At 56.5% G+C, this 19,503-nt stretch carries 16 protein-coding genes; 13 read left to right on the plus strand and 3 right to left on the minus strand.

Features of this window, described 5'->3' with window-relative positions:
* The first annotated feature begins 93 nt into the window (after positions 1–93).
* Positions 94–3,147, plus strand: coding sequence for an ATP-binding protein (locus ACSEXS_RS01545; protein WP_438431424.1), 3,054 nt, complete (start codon positions 94–96; stop codon positions 3,145–3,147).
* A gap of 22 nt (positions 3,148–3,169) precedes the next feature.
* On the opposite strand, the gene ACSEXS_RS01550 is transcribed toward ACSEXS_RS01545, so the two are convergent.
* On the minus strand, positions 3,170–4,147 hold the full coding sequence (locus tag ACSEXS_RS01550; RefSeq protein WP_438431425.1) for a phosphotransferase enzyme family protein: 978 nt from the start codon (positions 4,145–4,147) through the stop codon (positions 3,170–3,172).
* Positions 4,148–4,318: 171 nt separating this feature from the next.
* On the opposite strand from ACSEXS_RS01550, the gene ACSEXS_RS01555 reads away from it, so the two are divergent.
* Both ACSEXS_RS01555 and ACSEXS_RS01560 read left to right on the plus strand, forming a co-directional pair.
* The gene (locus ACSEXS_RS01555; RefSeq protein WP_438431426.1) at positions 4,319–5,158 is read left to right on the plus strand and encodes an MBL fold metallo-hydrolase; all 840 of its coding nucleotides are present in this window, start codon (positions 4,319–4,321) and stop codon (positions 5,156–5,158) included.
* A 124-nt stretch (positions 5,159–5,282) separates the two neighbouring features.
* Positions 5,283–6,047 carry a FlxA-like family protein gene (locus ACSEXS_RS01560; RefSeq protein WP_438431427.1) on the plus strand — a complete coding sequence of 255 codons (765 nt, stop codon included), beginning with the start codon at positions 5,283–5,285 and terminating at the stop codon, positions 6,045–6,047.
* Positions 6,048–6,055: 8 nt separating this feature from the next.
* Here the strand turns inward: ACSEXS_RS01560 and ACSEXS_RS01565 are convergent, their stop codons facing one another.
* Complete coding sequence (locus tag ACSEXS_RS01565; protein ID WP_438431428.1) at positions 6,056–6,649, minus strand: methyltransferase family protein; 594 nt, start codon at positions 6,647–6,649, stop codon at positions 6,056–6,058.
* 463 nt (positions 6,650–7,112) lie between these two features.
* On the opposite strand from ACSEXS_RS01565, the gene ACSEXS_RS01570 reads away from it, so the two are divergent.
* The 5 genes from ACSEXS_RS01570 to ACSEXS_RS01590 all read left to right on the plus strand — a co-directional run bounded on the left by ACSEXS_RS01570 (position 7,113) and on the right by ACSEXS_RS01590 (position 11,701).
* On the plus strand, positions 7,113–7,928 hold the full coding sequence (locus tag ACSEXS_RS01570; protein WP_438431429.1) for an ABC-2 family transporter protein: 816 nt from the start codon (positions 7,113–7,115) through the stop codon (positions 7,926–7,928).
* A 2-nt stretch (positions 7,929–7,930) separates the two neighbouring features.
* Complete coding sequence (locus ACSEXS_RS01575) at positions 7,931–8,728, plus strand: ABC-2 family transporter protein (protein ID WP_438431430.1); 798 nt, start codon at positions 7,931–7,933, stop codon at positions 8,726–8,728.
* A 12-nt stretch (positions 8,729–8,740) separates the two neighbouring features.
* Positions 8,741–9,709: an ATP-binding cassette domain-containing protein gene (locus ACSEXS_RS01580; protein WP_438431431.1), complete on the plus strand. Its 969-nt coding sequence runs from the start codon at positions 8,741–8,743 to the stop codon at positions 9,707–9,709.
* Positions 9,710–9,722: 13 nt separating this feature from the next.
* Positions 9,723–10,928 (plus strand): radical SAM protein, encoded by a 1,206-nt coding sequence (locus tag ACSEXS_RS01585; protein WP_438431432.1) that lies wholly within the window; start codon positions 9,723–9,725, stop codon positions 10,926–10,928.
* Between the two features lie 77 nt (positions 10,929–11,005).
* On the plus strand, positions 11,006–11,701 hold the full coding sequence (locus tag ACSEXS_RS01590) for a hypothetical protein (protein ID WP_438431433.1): 696 nt from the start codon (positions 11,006–11,008) through the stop codon (positions 11,699–11,701).
* A 41-nt stretch (positions 11,702–11,742) separates the two neighbouring features.
* On the opposite strand, the gene ACSEXS_RS01595 is transcribed toward ACSEXS_RS01590, so the two are convergent.
* Positions 11,743–13,221: an Lsa family ABC-F type ribosomal protection protein gene (locus tag ACSEXS_RS01595; protein WP_438431434.1), complete on the minus strand. Its 1,479-nt coding sequence runs from the start codon at positions 13,219–13,221 to the stop codon at positions 11,743–11,745.
* 464 nt (positions 13,222–13,685) lie between these two features.
* Between ACSEXS_RS01595 and ACSEXS_RS01600 the strand changes: the two genes are divergently transcribed.
* The 5 genes from ACSEXS_RS01600 to ACSEXS_RS01620 all read left to right on the plus strand — a co-directional run bounded on the left by ACSEXS_RS01600 (position 13,686) and on the right by ACSEXS_RS01620 (position 19,459).
* Complete coding sequence (locus ACSEXS_RS01600; RefSeq protein WP_438431435.1) at positions 13,686–14,438, plus strand: phosphotransferase family protein; 753 nt, start codon at positions 13,686–13,688, stop codon at positions 14,436–14,438.
* A 70-nt stretch (positions 14,439–14,508) separates the two neighbouring features.
* A complete protein-coding gene (locus ACSEXS_RS01605; protein ID WP_438431436.1) occupies positions 14,509–14,844 on the plus strand; it encodes a nitrous oxide-stimulated promoter family protein in 336 nt (111 codons plus the stop codon).
* A 128-nt stretch (positions 14,845–14,972) separates the two neighbouring features.
* Positions 14,973–16,706, plus strand: a complete 1,734-nt coding sequence (locus tag ACSEXS_RS01610) for an ABC transporter ATP-binding protein (protein ID WP_438431437.1) — start codon at positions 14,973–14,975, stop codon at positions 16,704–16,706.
* A complete protein-coding gene (locus tag ACSEXS_RS01615; protein WP_438431438.1) occupies positions 16,699–18,525 on the plus strand; it encodes an ABC transporter ATP-binding protein in 1,827 nt (608 codons plus the stop codon). The genes ACSEXS_RS01610 and ACSEXS_RS01615 overlap by 8 nt, the downstream gene beginning before the upstream one ends.
* Before the next feature lie 43 nt (positions 18,526–18,568).
* Entirely contained in the window at positions 18,569–19,459 is an 891-nt protein-coding gene (locus ACSEXS_RS01620) for an ADP-ribosylglycohydrolase family protein (protein WP_438431439.1), read from the plus strand.
* The last annotated feature ends 44 nt before the right edge of the window (positions 19,460–19,503 follow it).

A 19,503-nucleotide genomic window follows, 5' to 3' on the forward strand; every position in this document is an offset into this window, starting at 1 on the left:
TATCGGTTCATTTCGAACAAGCCTGTTATATAATAAGAAAATCTGGTAACGTCTTATACCTTCCCGCAACGTAGATAGGGAGTTGATCGTCCGATGAGAAAAATGCTGTTGGCCCTGATTGCGGTGAGTCTCGGAAGCTTCCTTTTGCTGTTTGGCTTATTGCAGGCGACCGATCACGAGGAAACCAAGCTGGCCCATTCCGAGCCGGGTACCCTGGATTTGACGGACCGGAATTTTCAATCGGACCGAGTCGTTTCGTTGGACGGGCAATGGGAATTTTACTGGAACCAGTTGCTTAAGCCGGGTTCGAAGCCGGTTCCATCGCCGGATTATATTCAGGTGCCGGGCTTTTGGAAGCAGAATCCGCAAGCGGAAAGCGACCAGGCGAAAGGCGCCGCTACTTATCGTCTGACGATCAAGGTTAAACCCTCCAGTCTCATCTACGGGCTAAAAATCTCCAACATCCGGATGGCAAGCACGATTTATGTGAACGGCGAGAAGGTAGGGGGAAGCGGGGTTCCCGCCTTATCCAAAAGCGACTATACCTACGTGAATCAGCCGTATAATGCGTTCTTTTCCGTGCAGGGAGATACGGCGGAGATCCTGATTCATGTGGCCGACTTCGAAAATACGCAAGGGGGCATCCCTTACCACATTTATTTTGGGAGCGCCCAAGGCATTCATACCGCGAATACCCATACGACGCTGCTCAATATGACCCTGATTGTCTCGCTCTTGATGCTGGGGTGCTATCAATTGAGTGTGTTTATCATACGCAGAGAAGAAAGAGGGCTGCTCTATTTTGGCATAAGCTGCGTCGTCATCGCCTGGTCCTTCGCCAGCAACGGCGACCGGATTCTGGTTGACTATATCAAGCTGCCGGCAGAGCTGTATTACAAGATTCAGGCGGTCTCCTTATACTCTTCTCTGATTACGATGGTCCTGTTCATCAAAACCGTCTGCCAAGGACTGATTCCCCGTTGGCTTATCCGCGGCATTGTCTACGGAATGGGTGCGTATAACGGGTTTGTCCTCCTCACTCCGTTCCAATGGTATTCCAATTTCAATATATGGGCCGGTTTCTTTCAAATTGCAGCTTACTTGGTCATCATCGGCCTGCTGCTCCGCTCCTACCGGCAGGGGAGATACGGGGAGTTCAACCGAAAAGGCCTGGCCCTCTTTATCCTCGCTTTGTGCTGTTATTTTGTCGGATTAGTCGATTATGCGCTGTATTTAAGCAGTGTGGTGCTGAGCTGTCAAATCGGCTATTACGCCATCCTGGGCTTTTGCTTTCTGGCCTCGTTCATCCTGTCCTACCGCTTCTCGGAGGCTTATAAAACCATCGAACAGATGGCGGTGACGCTTCGCCAAGCCGATAAGCAGAAGGACGAATTCCTGCTTCAAACCTCCCATGAGTTCCAAACTCCGCTGCACGGCATCATCAATTTGTCCCAATCCATGATGGAGACGGCGGCGGGAGAACTGACCGAGAACCACCTGCAGAACTTGTCTTTGATCCATGACACCTCCCGAAGGCTGTCCGCTTTGGTTCACGATATCCTGGATTTGGAGAAAATCGAACGCAATGAGCTCACCGTTCATCCGGCCGGGGTCGATGTCCGCGTGACCGTCTCCCTGGTGTTCGATTTGTTCCTGCACTTGATTGCAGGCAAAAAAATCAGGCTGGTGAACGCCGTTCCTTTCGGATTGCCCCTCGTGCTTGCGGATGAGAACCGGCTGAAGCAGATTATTCATAATCTGGTGGGCAATGCCGTGAAGTTTACCCATGAAGGATCGGTTACGGTTTCCGCACAGGCTCTGGGAAACCAGGTGAAGATCCTGGTCGAGGACACCGGAGTGGGAATTGATCCGTCCGATTGGGAAGCCGTGTTCCAGCCCTTCAAACAAGCTCAGTCTCCTCGGGAATATGGAGGAGCCGGTCTGGGACTTTCCATAAGCGCGAAGCTCGTGCAGCTGATGGAGGGGGAAATCTACGTCGATTGGTCGGAGCCGGAGCGCGGCACCCGAATGGTCTTCACGCTTCCGGCTTTGGATGAAGCTTCGGCCGCCGTTCAAGAGAAGGACAAGATCCCGGAGGGAGCCTTGATGGCTCCGCAGTCGGGCATGGCCGATCGGCCCCAAGGCGGACCCGGTAAGTTCACCCTCCTGGCCGTGGATGACGAGCCGGCCAATCTTCAAGTGCTATCCCGTTTGTTTGCCCATGACCCCTACCACCTGCTCTGGGCGACAAACGGAGCGGATGCCCTGAAACTGCTGAAGAGCCGCTCCGATATCGACTTGGTTCTGTTGGATGTGATGATGCCCAAGATATCCGGCTTCGAGGTCTGCCGAGAGATTCGCAGGCAGCATTCCCTGTTTGAGCTGCCGGTTGTCTTGCTGACGGCCCTTCATTCCCCAAGCGATATCGCGGCGGGCTTTAGGGCCGGGGCGAATGATTTTATCGTTAAGCCTTTCGATGGCTTGGAGGTACGGGCGAGGACCGAAACCCTCTTGCAGTTAAAGAAGTCCGTTCAAGCGGCGATTAAGGCGGAGCAGGACTTCCTCCAGTCGCAGATCAAACCCCACTTTTTGTTCAATTCCCTGAATTCGATTATCGCTTTAATCCAGACCGATGCCGAGCGCGCGGAGACGCTGATTACGCATCTCAGCTACTACTTAAGGCGAAGCTTTAATCCGGGACCGGACCGGTTTGTGCTGCTGCAAGATGAGCTCCAATTGGTTAACGCTTATGTGGAGATCGAGAAGGCCAGGTTCGAGGATCGGCTTACGGTGGAGTACGATGTTCACCCGCACGCTCTGATGAAGCAAATTCTGCCGCTTACCATCCAGCCCTTGATAGAAAACGCCATTCGGCATGGGGTGATGAAGAAGCTGGAGGGAGGAACCGTCAAACTGACCGTCCGATTGGAGGGAGCCAATCTTCATGTGGAGGTATGGGATAACGGAGTGGGAATGAGCCGCAAGCAATTGGAGCATTTGTGGAGCGACGACAGCTCTTCGACCCGGAGGCGGGGAGTAGGCCTGACCAACATCCACCGGAGGTTGGCCCATTTCTGCGGAGAGGAACTGAAGGTCGCCAGTGTAGAGGGAGAATGGACAAGGGTTCAGTTCCAAGTGAAGGGCTGACCAGGGAAGGCGAGGTCCTCCTTTATTCCCAATAAGGCTTGCCTGCGAACAGGAACGGCTCGTTCCGGACATAGGAGCCGAATTCGCGGGCGGTCAATTTTCCGATATGGGCAGGCAGCCATTCCTGCGCATCCGGCAGCCCCAGCCAGAAGCCTATGGTATCCAATTGCGCGGCGACGAATAATCCTTCCAGCCGTTCCAGGTAAGCATCCGGCAGCGGGAAGTGGTTCGAATAAGCGGCAAGCAGCGGCTCGCGGAAGGCGGGATGCAGATAGGAAAACGTCCATGCCAGATCAAACAGATAGTACCCGAAGCCGCACGCGCCAAAATCGATCAGCCGTGCTTCCTCTCCGTGGAATACGAAATTTCCGGGAATCAAGTCCGCATGAATCATTCCCCAAGTCCGAGGGGTTTGCTCCATGGCGTTCATCATCCGAATCGCACGTTGCCCGGCCCTTTCGAGGAGATCGGCCGTATTCGGATCGAGCCAGCCGGCATACGGCTGCTCCCCAAGCCGTTGCAGCGACCGTTCGATTCGGGCGGCGTCATAGGACGGCCGTGTAAAGGCATCCGGCGCTTTCCAGGAGGAAGCATACCGATGCAGCTTGCCCATCGTCTCGCCGAGCGATTCGACGTCTTGAACGGTGGATAGAAAGGGCTTCGTTTCCCCTTCCACCCAACGAACCAAGGTGCAGACCGTGCCGTTCACGTCGGTGACGAATTTCCCGCGATGATTGGCGACGGGCGTCGGAACGGTTAGATCGGTATCCCGGGATAAGGCGCGAAGCCAGTCCAGTTCGGACCGAATTCGCTCCGCATCCGTCCACGCTTCGTCCAGGGTTTCGCTCTTGGACAGGTGAAGCCGCAGGCTGTAGCGGCGGTCTTCCGAATCGACAACCTTAAAAATCGTAGTGCCGCTTTGCCCGATATAGTCGATGGCCGGACGGTCCAAGGGGTAATTCGCCAAGGCATTGCTCGCGATATTCCAAGTTTCCTGCAAAGTCTAACCGCTCCTTCTGAATCCGGATTTATTCCAGCATAGCATGGGTTGGGACAGGGTTGGGAGAAGGTTTGGTTATAACGATTTTCTGCTGGCCCCTCCCGAATACTCCCTTGCCGTCTCGGCGAAACTACCCTTACCTATACCGAAAAAAGGCCAGGGAGGAAGCCTATGCAGGAGGACATGCATGACGGCAGCGACTACCATCGGATTCCGGCGACTTCGATCCGGAGCGGAACCGGAGAGGAAGTAGCGAAGGACCTCTACTGCCGTACGATCCAGATCGTAAACATCGCTTTTATTGGCCGGCCGGGCGGAGCTTACGTGCTGGTGGACGCGGGAATGCCCGGTTCGGCGGCGGAGATTCGCTCGGCGGCCGAGGAACGGTTCGGGAAGGAGAGCCGGCCAGAGGCGATTGTGCTGACGCACGGCCATTTCGATCATGTCGGCGGATTGATCGAGCTTGTCCGCGAATGGGACGTGCCCGTCTACGCTCATCCGGCGGAGCTGCCGTATCTCACGGGGCGGCAGAGCTACCCCGAGCCCGACACGACCGTAGAGGGCGGCCTGGTCGCCAAGCTGTCCGCGCTGTTCCCGCACGAGCCGGTTGACCTCGGCACCCGGGTGCAGCCCCTTCCGGAAGGGGGAGAAGTGCCCTTCCTTCCTGAATTTCGCTGGCTGCACACTCCGGGACATACCCCCGGCCATGTATCGTTTTACCGGGAGCGCGACCGGGCGCTCGTGGCGGGCGATGCGTTCATCACCGTCCGGCAGGATGAGCTGTACAAGGTGCTGGTCCAAAAGCCGGAGGTCTGCGGCCCGCCCCGCTACTTGACGACGGATTGGAAGGCTGCACGGGAGTCGGTCGCACGGCTTGCTGCACTGCGGCCCGAAACGGCGATCACCGGCCATGGCCGTCCCTTGTCGGGCATAGAGCTGGCCGAAGGACTCGAACGGTTGAACCGTGAATTCGAGAGCCTGGCAGTTCCGGATTACGGCCGCTACGTTTAAGGGCCGCAGGGGGAAATGAGAACGCAAAAGTCGGATATGCCGCGGATCGGTGAACACGGTTCACGTTTTTCTCATTTTGACCGATAAAAGGAAAGGAGGAGTATGGGAACAGGAGGAATGAAGGGTGAGAATACAAGCAGGATCGGCCGGCTCCGCGACCGGCGTTCAACCAGGCGGGTCGAGCGCCGACAGCCAACTGAAGGCGATCCAAAGCCAAATCCAGGACACGCAGCAGAGGCTCCAAGAACTGTCGGCGAACAAGGAGCTGTCCAAGGAAGCAAAGGACGCCCGCCGCAAAGAGCTGCAGGAGCAGCTTCAAACCCTCAACCAACAGCTCATGCAGCGAAAAGCGGAGATTCTTGAGGAGCGGAGGCAGAAGGTGGCGGAGGCAAGCCGAAGCCAAGAAGCGCCCCAGGCGAAGACCGAGGAGGAGCAAGCCCGGCAGGAGTCGCTCGCTTCCCTGCAGAGCACGGTTGATATCAGCGCGAACCTGCAGCAGATGAAATTCAAGCATTCCGTGAAGACCAGCTTGGAAGGCCAAGCGCATGTCCTCGGAGCGGAGATTAAAGCGGACCGGAGTAGAGGGGTTCTGTCATCAAACAAGGTAGACAAGCTCTCGGACCTGAACAGTCGGATCCATAAGGTGAATATGGACCTGTCCGGCGGCGTCTCCAAGATCAACAAGAAATTGAAAGAGACCCAGGAAGCGGATTCGAACGACGACCGCGTGAGAACGCCGGAGGAAACCGAGGCAACGCAGTCCGATCGCGTTAAGCGGGAGGACGAAGAAGCCACCGAAGCCTTGCAGGAGTCGGCGTCGGCCAATTTGGACGGAGCGGCGGCGTCAAAACGGAAGGACAAGGGACAATACGTCGATCTGCTGGTATAGCTTCTCCGTCACAGGAAGCCGAAATACCGCGGAGTGGACCGCCGATAGTCTAGGTACTCTTGGCCGAAGACGGTCGGAAGGAACTTCTCTTCCTCCAGAATCTGCAGGTGCAGCAAGACGATGCACAGGGCCAGCAAGACGAGGATCAAGCCGTGGCTGAAGGCGAGAGCGAAGCCGAGGTAGAACAGATCGAAGCCGACAAAAGCCGGGTTGCGGCTGAACCGGTAAATGCCGCGGCGAATCAGCCGGGTTTGCTGGGAGGCGTCGATGCCGGCCCGCCAGCTCGTGTTCATCGTCGACATGGCGGTGAAGAACACCGCGACTCCGGCGAAGGCGAGACCGAGTCCGACCGACCGTACCGCCGGAGCGGACAGCAGCAGGGTTTCCGGCCGGGCCGCGAACAAGGCGACGAGCTGCACGGCCGCTGTCGCGAAGGTCATGGTCTTCAGGATGACTTCGATGTAGAAGGTCCGCTTGGGCTTCGTTCCTTTACCCAGCAAATCTGTGGAAATCCCTTGCCGGCGCTGAAGGAGCTGTTTGGCCAGGTAGCTGCCATAGAAAAGCAGCAGGGCAAGCAGACCGAAAAGTGGATAGCGATCCATAAGCGACACCTCACACAATAGGTTGGAATACATATTAATATATGAGCATTTACTCATATGTAGTATAAGCGATTATTTCTTAAAGGGGAAGGGGCTTTTTTCCTCTGGGGACGGCAATGGAAATCGCGGGTAGACAAGAAAAGCGCCTCCGGCTTCGGGGAGCGCTTTTCTTGTTGGATTATTCGCACCGGAAAACGGTGGGGGTTTATCGATCTATCAAAGATATTTATATAGGAAGAAAACAACATTTTGTACAAGAAAAATACACAAAATGAAAAGGAAAAGTATGGTAATATTCAACCATGAAACGGGCCTGTTTCAAATAAATGGAGGGCGGGATAACCATGGCGAAGACGAAAAAGGCTGGCGGAAAGCGCATCGTGTTTATCGTGAGAGGCAACTAAGTATTGGATGAATAAGGCGGGTTTTCCCGCCTTATTTATCTAAAGCCAGCAGCGACGGTTTGTCGATCCGCAGCCGGGACAGTCCAACAAGAAGCGGGTGTGGTGAAGCTTTGCTTAACAAAGCTTATATTTCTTCTTCCAGTCAGAAGCTAAGCCAATTTAAACGGCTCTACCTCCTAAACAGCATAATGCTGTGTTTTACGACCGGCATTCAATTCGTGGTGTTCGATATATTCGTGAATAAATCGGTAGACGGTTCCCTATGGAAGAGTACCGTCGTATACGTGTTTGTTTCGAATGCGTTGAATGTGGTGGTGACCCTGTATCGGGTTCCCGAATTTTCCGAGACCGTCGCGGACGGCAACATCATTCGTTATTTCATTCGGCCGACGCGGTTTGTCCATCAATTCCTGTTGCATGAAATAGGCGAGGTCTTGATCCAATTGGTTGTGATCATTCCTCAATTCCTCATTTTTGCCATCGTCGCTTGGGTTTGGAGGCTTCATCTTTACCCCGTGAGCTTCCTTATGACGGCCTTTCTATCGATCATTTTGTCCGGTTTGCTGACGAACCTCTTTTACTCGCTCACCTTTTTCACGATCAAGAGCTCGGCTCCGAAGGCATTGCTGCAAAGTGTCGCCGGACTGCTTTCGGGTTCTTTGATCCCCTTGATTCTATGGCCAAGCGCACTTGCCAACGCTGTAAAATATTCGCCTTTTGCCTTGATCATCGACGCTCCCGTGAAAGTATTGCTGGGGAACGAAAAGCTCTCTACCGTGGTCCTGCATCAGGGAGGTTGGATTGTCGGGTTGTATTTGGTTAGCCTGTATGGCTTGGAAAAGGCTTTTCTTCATTACAAACATGTAGGTGGGTAAGGATGATCTCCAAGGGGATTAGGACATATTTATTCTTTGCCAAGCTGGACGTACAATCGCAGCTTAAGTATCCGCTTGATTTTTTTGTGCAGCAACTGATTTGGCTGGTATATACGATCATCCCTTACCTGGGATTAAGAATTCTGTTCGAGAACATCTCAACCCTAGGCGAATGGACCGTGTACCATGTCGGGATTCTCTATGGGGTCATCGGATTAGCGTACGATTTATCGAGAATGCTGGGCAGGTCCTTGGACGATTTCCACAAGCTCATCCTCAGAGGGGAACTGGACCTTTTTTTGCTGCGTCCCGTCTCCTTGCCGCTGCAATTGTTCGGAAGCAATGTGTTCCTGAGGAGACTGGCGGGAATCGTCCAATACCTCGCCGTTCTGCTCTATTCGATCCACAAGGGGATGGCCCCCTCCGCGGCCTTATTCGCCGGAATCCTGATCAGCACCCTGGGCACGTTCCTGGTGTTCTTGGGGCTGCTGTTTTGCAACGCCACGCTCTGCCTGTTCACGGTACGCAAAAGCCTCTTCTCCGAATTGGTCGTGGATACGACGGCAACCCTCGGGTATTATCCCTTGAAATTTATGCAAAAAGCGGTCCGGGCTTTGTTCTTCACGGTTATTCCGGTTGGGGTGACGGCCTATCTTCCCATAAGCCGTCTGCTGTTTTCCCGCCATGCGCTTGCAACCGCGGCCAGTTTATTCGGTTCCGTTGCCGGGGGAGCGCTGTTTTTTCTGCTCACGCTGAAGCTGTTTACCTACTCGCTTCGCTACTACAAAAGCTGTACTTAATGGGGGACGGATATGATTCGATTGACCAATGTGGAGTATGACTACCAATCCTCCCTTTTCCCCAGGCTTCGCAAGCGGCAAAAAGGGAATACGCTCAGCATCCCCGAGCTGGTCATCCCCGAACGGGACCGGCATGCATTGATCGGGAACAATGGAGCCGGCAAGTCGACTTTGCTCAAAATGATCATGGGCATTATCAAGCCGACGAGAGGGCAGTTAACCGTAGGAGGCATCGAACCGTGGAAATCGAGAATCCGGCATGTGCAGCGGCTGGGCGTCGTCTGGGGGAACCGATCCACCTTATGGTGGGATATTCCGGTTGTGGACAGCTTAAGGGCCGTGGGTTCCATTTACGGTGTGGAGAAGCCCCTGCTGGAAAAGAGGATCGAGGACTATGTGGAGAAGTTTCATTGCCAGTCCTTCATCCATCAATCCTTGCGGAACTTGAGTCTCGGTCAAAGGGTGAAATCCGAGATGATCGGGGCACTCCTTCATTCGCCCGACCTTCTGATTTTGGACGAGCCTTTTATCGGGTTGGACTTTGCTTCGCGGCATACCATCATTACCGAGCTGAACGAGATCGTTCATAAGGGGAATACGACCTTATTGCTGACTTCCCACAACATCGAGGATATCGAGCTGCTCGCCCGGACGATCACGGTGCTGGATCGAGGATCGATTGTAACGAGCGGCGATAAAGATGCGATTATTCGGCAATTGGCCAAATCCAGTCAGATTCATCTGAAAAAGCGATCGTTCGAGCCGTTCCGTTTACCCGGCCCTCTGATGGAGAAGTTCCAAATTGTCGTGGAGGCGAATGAAACCAACACCGATATCAAGCTGACAGCCCATATGGACGAGGCGGACCGGGATGGTCTGATGGAAGAGATTTTTCACAGCAATTCGGGAATTACCGAGATCGGAGTCGGTTCTTCCTTGCAGGATGCGGCGGCAGAGCTTATTCGAAAAAATAATCCTTAGGGGCATTGGACGAATGATAGAACGGAACTACAGTTCGATAAGATTGGAAGTTACCTCCAAGTGCAACATTCACTGCTTGTACTGCCACAACTCCGAATTTATGAATAAAACCGACGATTTGCGTCCTTCTGAAGTGTTGGAGTTGATCCGGAACCTGAAGGCCGTTTTCCCGATCAAGAAAATCCTATTGACCGGAGGTGAGCCGCTTCTTCATCCCGGTATCGTCGAGATCGTTCAGCTCATCCGTGACCTAGGAATCAAGCCGGACATGGTGACGAATGGAAAGCTGCTGACCGACGAGCTGGCCGACGAGCTGATCGCCGCCGGTCTAAAGCGGTTTCGGTTAAGCATCGACGGGTTCGCCGAACATGCGATGTATCGAAAGGGAAGCTCGGCCGACGATTTGTGGACAATGGCCGGCAACTTGGTGAAGAAGGGGAACGTCAACGTATGCGTGCATACGGTTTGTTCCCCCCATAACGTCGATACTTTGTATGAAATCTATCAAAAAGTTCTTCAAACCGGGGTGCATCGGTGGCGAGTGTTCGATATTGGCTATAAAGGCGGAGTCCTCGAGAACAAGGACCAGATGGGCTTGGAAGTCTATTACGACAAGTATTTCGATGCCGCAAAGAGGATTGTCGAGGACTTTGTCCGTTCCGGCAGATACAAGGATACCGATATTGAAATCAGCAATCTATTTAAAACGGAAATCCTGGGCTATCAAGCCGAGGACTACGACGATGCCGATTTGGACGAGGTGCTGGAAGAACGTCTGCTCGATTCGCCTTGCGATTACATATCCCACCAATTGACGATTCGAAGCAACGGGCAGGCCACGTTTTGCCAATACTATCACCATGCCATTTACGATTTCGCGAAGCATGGCCTGAATGTCTCCGAGGCCGTGGCCCATGCGAATCCGGTACTGGAAAATGACAGTTCTCTCGAACGGATCCGGCCCTGCAACGAATGCAAGTATGTGCTTTTGTGCAATTCCGGATGCCGGGCAAGAGCCGAATATTTAACGGGCAACGCATTGGGGGCCGATCCAGTCGGCTGCTTCATGATCCCCCGAATGATCCGTGAGATTGCCCCCGTTCTTCCCGGCGAAACTCAACGGATCTTGACGAACCTAATCGTCGATAAGGGGAAAGAGCCGATTTACACGCAGCGGGATTTGGAGGTTTTCCTCAAGGACGGAGGTTTTCTCTTTTGACCGCCCTCCATAATCCTTACGGGTTTCGGGTAAAGCTGCGAATCGAGAGATTCGATCGCAAGAGGATCACGGAGTGGATGACCGAATACCGGAAAAACTATGAAGCCATTGAAGTGAAGATAGCCTCCAGCCCTGCGGCGGCGAGACGGCACATGACGGAAGTCGCCGGTGTCCTCAACGGGTTGTTCGACCACTTCTCGCTGCACCTGCCGTCCGCTTGCAAGGAATTGAACCAAGCCGCCTCTTCCGTCATCAGCGGGTATTCCAAGGCATTGCCGGCTCAGGCGCAGTTGATTGCCCACGCTTGCTTCGACGATGAGGAACTCCTCGATTCCATCCACGGTCTCACCTTAGTCGGCGAGTTATTGCTGGAAAACCCGAGTGGGATTGTCGATTACAAGGAATACCTAAAGAAACTGGAGGGGGTCATGACCCACAATAAGAACGAGAAAGTGAAGCTGTGTCTGGACGTTGGACACCTGCTGTTCGATATGCTGAAAAGCCGTAAAACGCCGGAAGACTTTCTTGAAATCTTGGCTGCCATCGGTGAAAACCCGAATTTGCAGCGGCACATCAGGCAGATTCATCTGCACGATTGCAGCGAGCTTGAGGATCACCTGAACCTCGGCGAAGGACGAATGCCGCTAGGGGAAGTGGGGCAGCTCCTATCTAAGCATTTCCCCGGTACCCCCCTTATTTTCGAGGTAAGCCTGCCGGATATCTTAAGCGGGGCCGTAAACCCGCTTAGGCTTTTGGAAAACGGGCTAACCTGACCAGAGGGATGCATCCTTGTTGATGCATCCCTCTGGTTTTCTTACAGCTCCACCGTCTCAGTGGCGATCCGGCGGCAGAATTCGCTGTCATGCTCGACGAACAGAAGCGTCGGCGCATGCTCCAGGAGCAGCTCTTCAATCTGCATGCGGGAGAGGACGTCGATGAAATTGAGCGGTTCGTCCCAGACATGCAGATGGGCGCGCTCGCACAGGCTGCGCGCGATCAGCACCTTCTTCTTCTGGCCGCCGCTGTAGGAGGCGAGGTCCTTCTCGAACTGCAGCCTTGAGAAGTCGAGCTTGCGCAGAATCGCCTTGAACAGCGATTCGTCGATGCCGAACTCCCGTGCATAGTCCGTCAGGTTCCCTCTCAGGTGCGAGGTGTCCTGGGACACGTAGGAGATTTGCAGTTGGCTTCCCTTGCGGAACGTTCCCGTATAAGGAATGTCCTCGCCGCAGATGAGCTTCATAATGCTGGATTTGCCCGAGCCGTTCCGGCCGGAGAGCGCGATGCGGTCGCCTTGGCGCACGGTGAAGCCAACGTCCCGGCAGACCGTATGGTCGCCGTACCGGATGGAGACGCGATCCAGCTCGACCATCTGGTCCTTGTGATAAGGGAGCTGGGCGAGCTTCAGGCTCTCGGCGCTCTCGATGTTCTGCAGCAGCGAGGAGCGCTCGTCGATGGCGGACTGCTGCCGCTGCTCGATCGATTTGGAGCGCTTCATCATCTTTGCGGCCTTGTGGCCGACGTAGCCTTTATCGAGCTTCGAGCCGGAGTTCAGGGTACCGTTCTTGGTCTTCTCCACTTCGTCCGACCAGCGGCTCGTTCGCTTCGCCGCCTCGGACAACCGTTTGATGTCCTTGCGCAGCTTTTCGTTCTCGGCCAGCTCGAATTGGTCCTGCCGCTCCTTGGTCTCCCACCAGTCGGAAAAGTTGCCCTTCTGGATGTCGATGCCCGTCTTGTTGATGGACAGGATGTGATCCACGCAGTTGTCCAGGAACGCGCGGTCGTGGGAGACGAGGATAAACCCCTTCTTCGACTGCAGGTAATCGCTGACCAGCTTGCGGGCATGCAGGTCCAGGTGGTTCGTCGGTTCATCGATGAGCAAAAACCGGTTTTCCTTGGTGAACAGGGTGGCCAGCAGCACCTTCGTCTGCTCCCCGTTCGACAGGGACTCGAAGGGCCGGTACAGAATATCTTCGGATACCTTAAGCAGAGACAGCTCGCGAACGAGCCGCCAGTGCTCGTAGTCCGGGTGGATGTCCTCGACGATTTCATACGTCATGCGTTCCTTGCGCTCGACCGGGAACGGAAAATACTCGAATTCGACGTTCGCCGAGATGGTCCCGGCGTATTCGTATTTGCCGAGCAAGAGCTGCAGAAAGGTGGTTTTGCCCCGGCCGTTGCGCCCGGTAAAGCCGAGCTTCCAGTCGGTGTCGAGCTGAAAGCTGACGTTCTCGAAGATCGGGTCGTAGCTGCCGTCATAGGCAAAGGTGAGGTTGCTTACATGGATCAAGGACATGGCGGAATCCTCCCGTGAAAAAGATAAAAGCTGCAAGAAAGGAATCCTTTCTCGCAGCTTTTCGCCATACATCCAAACAGCCCAGCTGAATCAGCGCGGACCTGGAGTCGGTTTCCGATGGAGAAGAGGAAAAAGGAGCTTTCTTGCATGCCAAAGAATAAAACAGGGTCTGTTTTATCGTTTGCGGCCGCAAGAAATCCTACATTCTTCTTCTCTCCCGTCTTCATCAAGTAAAAGTAGTGTACCATAACCGGATTTCGGTTCACAAGAAATATAGCCAAACTTTCCGGACGATAGGCTTATCCGATAAGCACCGTCAGATCCACGGTTACGAAGGATGGCTGGGAAAACCAAGTCCCATTATAGCACATCGGCGCTCCTGCCAAATAAAGGGGGGATGGCGCATTCGGCCGGGGCCGTGTATTCTTTGGGAAGAATCGGTTCAATGTTGCGGAGGGGCGGAGTTGATCGACCGGAAGAAGATAGGGGTCGGCCAGACGGCGACGGTGTATGAATGGGAGGACGGCCGGGTGCTGAAGCTGTTCGTGCCCGGCTATCCCGAGGAAGCGGCCGAGCGGGAGTATCGAAATGCGACGGCATTAAGCAAAATGAGCTTCGCCAAGCCGAAGGCGTTTGACTTGGTGAACTGGAACGGGCAACGGGGCATTGTCTACGAGCGGGTGGACGGCGAGGCCTTGGACACGTGGGTGCTGCGGACCGACGATCTGCCCCGTTGCGCGGAGTGGATGGCCGGTCTGCATCGGGACATCCTCTCGAACGCAGCCGGAGATGCTCCGAGCTGCAAGGCTTTTCTGCGGGACAATCTCGGACGGCTTCCGGCGGAGGCGGCGGGCATGCGGGAAGAAGCGCTACGCCTGCTGGACACCCTCGAAGACGGGGACGCGCTCTGTCATGGGGACTTTCATCCCGGGAACATTCTTCTCTCGGAAGGCAGGCCGACCGCGATTGACTTCATGAATATCTGCCGGGGACCTCGCGCGTACGATGTCGCCAGGACGGTGTTCCTGGTCGAATATACCCCGGTGTCGGAGGAGAGTGAGGACCGGGAAAAACTGCTGCGATACAAGAAGACGCTGGCGGAATTGTACCTGAAGCAGATGGGATTGACACGGCAGGAGATTTCCGGCTATTTGTCTGTCATTCGGGCATCCCGGTTGGGTGAATGCCCCCACGAAAAGCCCGCCGAATGGGCTTGACAGGGCGGCCGGCCGATTTGGATAATAAAGAAAGCAATTCAGATCGGACAACCGGAGAGGGTTTGGCGAAATGGCACGAAGCCGGATTGCAACGGAAACGCTTGTGGTTCAAACGATGATCTCGGTCTACTGCCGGGGACAGAGACACGGAGCGGCGTCCCTGTGTCCGGATTGCGCAGCAATGGCGGAGTATGCGTGCGAGCGGCTCGGCCGCTGCCGGTTCGGAGAGGCGAAGCCGTTTTGCCGGGAATGCCCGGTGCATTGCTATAAGCCGGCTATGCGGACCAAGGTCCGGGCGGTGATGCGGTATTCCGGCCCCCGTATGCTGCTGCATCATCCGGTGATCGCCGTGCGGCATCTGGCCTCCCAGACCCGCCATTCGGTTCGAAGGCGGCGTACCCGATAGGGATTCCAAGCGAACTACAGAGTCGCACCCCTCCGAATCGAACCCGAGCCTCTTCGCAAGAGAGGCTCTTTTCTTTGATACGGTAGGGTGGACCGGTCTGCCGTTGCTCAAGAAGGGATGACAGCGAGATGGCAAGTTTGGTAAAGCGTTATTTGAAGGGAATGGCGGTGCTGTTTGCCTGCCTGGCGCCGCTCGCCATGTTCGGCGAAGTCTTCATGGATTTGCTGCAGCCGAAGCTGCTGGCGGATATGATCGACATCGGCGTGGCGCAGAGAGACCTGGCCTATGTCTTTGCCACGGGGAAAAAGATGATCCTGATCGCCCTCCTCGGGTTTGTGGGAGGGGCGGCCTGCTCGGTCTTCGCTTCCATCGCTTCGACCGATATGGGGACGAAGCTGCGGCAGGGGCTGTTCGACAAGATTCAAAGCTTCTCGTTCCTGGAGCTGGACCGGTTTCAGACCTCTCCGCTCATTACCCGGCTGAGCAATGACGTGATGCAGGTGCAGAGCATGCTGGTCATGGTGCTGCGAGGGGCTGTCCGATCGCCTCTGCTCTGCATCGGCGGGATCATCATGGCGGTGGCGTCAAGCCCGCGCCTGTCGGTCGTCTTCCTGCTGGCGATCCCGGTCATCCTACTGGTGACCGTCGTCATTCTGCGCCGGTCTTATCCTTTGTTCGCCGGCGTCCAGAACCGGATCGACCGGATCAACACCGTCATGCGCGAGAGCATCCTGGGCATCCGCGTGATCAAATCGCTGACCCTGGAGAACAGCCAGCGGAGCAAGTTCGACGAAGCGAACGGCGATCTGATGGCGCAGAGCATCCGGGCGCAGAACATGAACATGCTGCTCTGGCCGGTGGTTACGCTGGTCATGAACCTGAGCGTTGTGGGCGTCCTGTGGTTCGGCGGCAACATGGTGGCTTCCGGGTCGCTTGAGATCGGCAAGATCATGGCCTTTATCAATTACCTCATTCAGATCATGAATTCGCTGATCATGATGGTCAGCCTGGTGCTGAGCTTCTCTCGGGCCAAGGCGTCCGCCGACCGCATTCAGGAAGTGCTGGAGACGGAGCCGGCGCTTCGCGAGGACGCTGCGGCGGAACCGGTCAGGAACTGGGATATCGAATTCCGGAACGTTTCCTTCCGGTATCACGGGCATGGGGAAGACGTGCTGAGCCGCATCTCGATCAAGATCGAAGAAGGCGAGAAGGTCGGGGTGATCGGGTCGACCGGCTCGGGCAAAAGCACCCTGGTGCAGCTCATCCCCCGGCTCTACGACGTGACGGAAGGCCAGGTGCGGATCGGCGGCACCGATGTTCGAAAGCTGAGGCAAAGCGAGCTCAGGGAGAACATCGGCCTGGTGCTGCAGGACAGCATCCTGTTCTCGGGTACGATTGAGGAGAACCTGCGGTACGGAGACGGCAGCGCCGGAGCGGAAGCCTTGACCGCCGCCGCCCGACAGGCGCAGGCTCTGGCTTTTATCGAAGAGAAGGAGGAGCGGTTCGCCGGCGTCGTCGAGCAGCGGGGCAAGAATTTCTCCGGCGGCCAGAAGCAGCGGCTGTCGATTGCGCGGACGCTGCTCAAGCATCCCCGCATCCTCATCCTGGACGACTCGACCAGCGCCCTGGATGTGGCGACCGAGTCGCGTCTCTTGCAAAGCGTCATGGAGACGATGCGCGGCCGCACCGTCATCATGATCGCTCAGCGAATCTCGGCCGTCATGGACGCCGACAAGATTCTGGTCATGGAGAACGGAACGGTGACCGCGGCGGGAACGCATCGGCAGCTGCTGCAGGAAAGCGAGACGTATCGGACGATTGCCGTCTCGCAGCTCGGAGAGGAGGTGCTGGTCCATGGCTGAGAAGCGGGCGGAATTCGAGGTCCGGCCGGGCGGGATGCACGGAGGGCCCGGCCGGTTCGGGAAGAAAGCAGAGAAGCTGAAGAACCCCAAGGAAACGCTGAAGCGCATCCTGCGCTACATGGACGGCAGCCGCAAGGCGCTCATCGTCACCTTCCTCCTGTGCGTGGTCACGGCGCTGATCAGTATCGCAGGCACCCGGCTGAACGGGTATGCGGTGGATCGTTACATCGAACGGGGAGATCTTCGCGGCCTGTTTGTTCTCTGCCTGCTGCTTGCAGGAATCTACCTGGTCGGCGTGGTGTCGACTTATATCCAGAACCGGATTATGGTCGGCGTGGCGCAGCAAACCTCCTCCGACATCCGCCGGGATTTGTACCGGAACACGCAGGACTTGTCCATCGGGTATTTCGATACGCATTCGAGCGGCGACCTGATGAGCCGCCTCACGAATGACGTCGACAACATCAACATGACGCTGTCCCAGACGATCTCGCAGTTCTTTGCCGGAATCGTCGGCATTGTCGGCATGTTCATCGCGATGCTGCTGCTGAGTCCCATCCTGCTCCTCGCCGGGATGCTGATGTTGCCGCTGATGTTCTTCCTGACGAAGCTGATCGCGGGCCGCACCCAGCCGTTCTTCGTCACTCAGCAGAAGGAGCTCGGCCGATTGAACGGCTTCATTGAGGAGCGGATTTCCGGGCAGAAGGTCACCCTGCTGTTCGGCAAGGAGGAGCAGACGAAGGAGGAGTTCGGCCGCATCAACCTCCGCTTGAGAGGCGCGAGCATCCGGGCGCAGGCGCTCTCCGGGATGATGGGCCCGGTGAACAACATGATCAACAACCTCGCGTATTTTATCATCGCGGTGACCGGCGCTTATCTGCTGCTGAAGGGATACGACATGACTGTCGGCGTGATCTTCACGTTCATCCTGTATATGCGCGGCTTCATTCAGCCGATCAATCAATTACTCAATACGTTCAACACGATCCAATCGGCCCTCGCCGGGGCGGAGCGGGTATTCGAGATTCTGGACGAACCGAAGGAGCAGGACAGCGGCAGCGAGCCGCAGGCCGTTTCCCTGCGCGGAGAAGTCGCCTTAAGCGATGTCGGATTCTCCTATATCGAAGGCAGGGAGATTCTGCGCGGCGTCAGCCTCGAGGCGGAACCGGGCCAGACGATTGCCATCGTCGGCCCGACCGGCTCGGGCAAGACGACGATCATCAACCTGCTGACCCGCTTCTATGACATCGACCGGGGAGCGATCACGCTGGACGGTCGGCCGATCCAGGTCCTGGACAAGCGCGGGCTGCGGAGGAATATCGCCATGGTGTTGCAGGATACGTTCCTCTTCTCGGACAGCGTCCGGCAGAATATTCGCTGCGGACGGATGGACGCCACCGATCCTGAGATCGAGCAGGCGGCCAGGATTGCCAATGCGCACCGGTTTATCGAGCAATTGCCGGACGGGTACGACACGGTGCTCACGGACAACGGCAGCAATCTGTCCCATGGCCAGCGGCAGTTGGTGGCCATTGCCCGCGCGGTGCTGGCGGAGGCGTCGATCCTGATCCTCGATGAAGCGACCTCGTCGATCGATACGGGAACGGAGCTGGCGATCCAGCAGGCGTTAATCAACCTGATGAAGGGCAAGACGACCTTCATCATCGCCCACCGGCTGAGCACGATCCGCCACGCCGATCAGATTCTGGCGCTCGACCACGGACAGATCATCGAACGCGGCACCCATGAGGAGCTGATGGCCAAGCGGGGCTTCTACTACGAGCTGTGCCAGAGCCAGTACAAGGGAATCGCGATCTAGGAAAACAACAAAGGCCGGCTACCGGCGATCGGAGGAGAAGCGTATGGCAGACAAGGAACGGGAAGCACTCGACCGAATCAAGGGCGCACTCTATGGGGTAGCGATCGGAGATGCGCTGGGCGGCACGACGGAATTCATGACCGTGCCGGAGATCCGCAGCCGGCATGGCTATCTGACGGAGATCATCGGAGGCGGCGTCTGGGAGCTGACGCCCGGCGAAGTGACGGACGACACGATGATGACTTTGGCCGTGGCCGAAGGAATCATCGAGAGCCCCGCCGAGCCCGTCGAGGCCATCGGCCGCCGGTTCCTTAACTGGTACCGATCCGGTCCGAAGGACATCGGCAACATCATCCGCCGGGCGATGCAGCGGTATGAGGGCAATTGGGGTGAAGCGGCCTTCCTGGCCGATCAGGATCTGGGCCAGAGCGCCGGCAACGGCTCGCTGATGCGCTGCCTGCCCGCCGCGCTGGCCTATGCCGATCCGGCGGCGATGGAGCGGGTCACCCGGGCGCAGTCCCGGATGACGCATTACGATCCGCTCTGCGACGAGGCTTGCCTGATCTATAACCGGATCGCCTCCCGCCTGCTGGCCGGGGAAGCGCCGGACCGTGCGATTCGGGCCGAGACAGCCGGGACCGCGTACGCGGAAGGGCTTGGAGCCGAACCGGACTGCGAGCCGAGCGGCTTTGTGGTCCACAGCTTCCGCTGGGCGCTCTACCTGCTGCTCCGTTCGGACAGCTTCGCCGCCGTTGTCCAGGGGGCGGCCAATCGGGGCGGCGATTCGGATACAATCGGCGCCATCGCCGGCGGACTCGCCGGGCTTGCCGCCGGTTACGACAAGCTGCCCGGCGATTACACGAAAGCGATCTTGGTCCGCGAGCGGCTGGATGCCGCCGCGCAGGGGCTGCTTCAGGTCCGGCATCCGGCCTGACGGATGGTATCACAGTCGAGCGGCGTCGGCTGCTGGATTGCGTC

It is taken from the genome of Gorillibacterium terrae (genome assembly GCF_051594785.1).
Lineage (GTDB): Bacteria > Bacillota > Bacilli > Paenibacillales > NBRC-103111 > Gorillibacterium.

Coding starts and splice junctions, on each gene's coding strand:
- ACSEXS_RS01585 (WP_438431432.1), top strand. CDS start 9,723: ATGATAGAACGGAACTACAGTTCGATAAGATTGGAAGTTACCTCCAAG.
- ACSEXS_RS01580 (WP_438431431.1), top strand. CDS start 8,741: ATGATTCGATTGACCAATGTGGAGTATGACTACCAATCCTCCCTTTTC.
- ACSEXS_RS01605 (WP_438431436.1), top strand. CDS start 14,509: ATGGCACGAAGCCGGATTGCAACGGAAACGCTTGTGGTTCAAACGATG.
- ACSEXS_RS01615 (WP_438431438.1), top strand. CDS start 16,699: ATGGCTGAGAAGCGGGCGGAATTCGAGGTCCGGCCGGGCGGGATGCAC.
- ACSEXS_RS01575 (WP_438431430.1), top strand. CDS start 7,931: ATGATCTCCAAGGGGATTAGGACATATTTATTCTTTGCCAAGCTGGAC.
- ACSEXS_RS01590 (WP_438431433.1), top strand. CDS start 11,006: ATGACCGAATACCGGAAAAACTATGAAGCCATTGAAGTGAAGATAGCC.
- ACSEXS_RS01595 (WP_438431434.1), bottom strand. CDS start 13,221: ATGTCCTTGATCCATGTAAGCAACCTCACCTTTGCCTATGACGGCAGC.
- ACSEXS_RS01565 (WP_438431428.1), bottom strand. CDS start 6,649: ATGGATCGCTATCCACTTTTCGGTCTGCTTGCCCTGCTGCTTTTCTAT.
- ACSEXS_RS01555 (WP_438431426.1), top strand. CDS start 4,319: ATGCAGGAGGACATGCATGACGGCAGCGACTACCATCGGATTCCGGCG.
- ACSEXS_RS01545 (WP_438431424.1), top strand. CDS start 94: ATGAGAAAAATGCTGTTGGCCCTGATTGCGGTGAGTCTCGGAAGCTTC.
- ACSEXS_RS01610 (WP_438431437.1), top strand. CDS start 14,973: ATGGCAAGTTTGGTAAAGCGTTATTTGAAGGGAATGGCGGTGCTGTTT.
- ACSEXS_RS01620 (WP_438431439.1), top strand. CDS start 18,569: ATGGCAGACAAGGAACGGGAAGCACTCGACCGAATCAAGGGCGCACTC.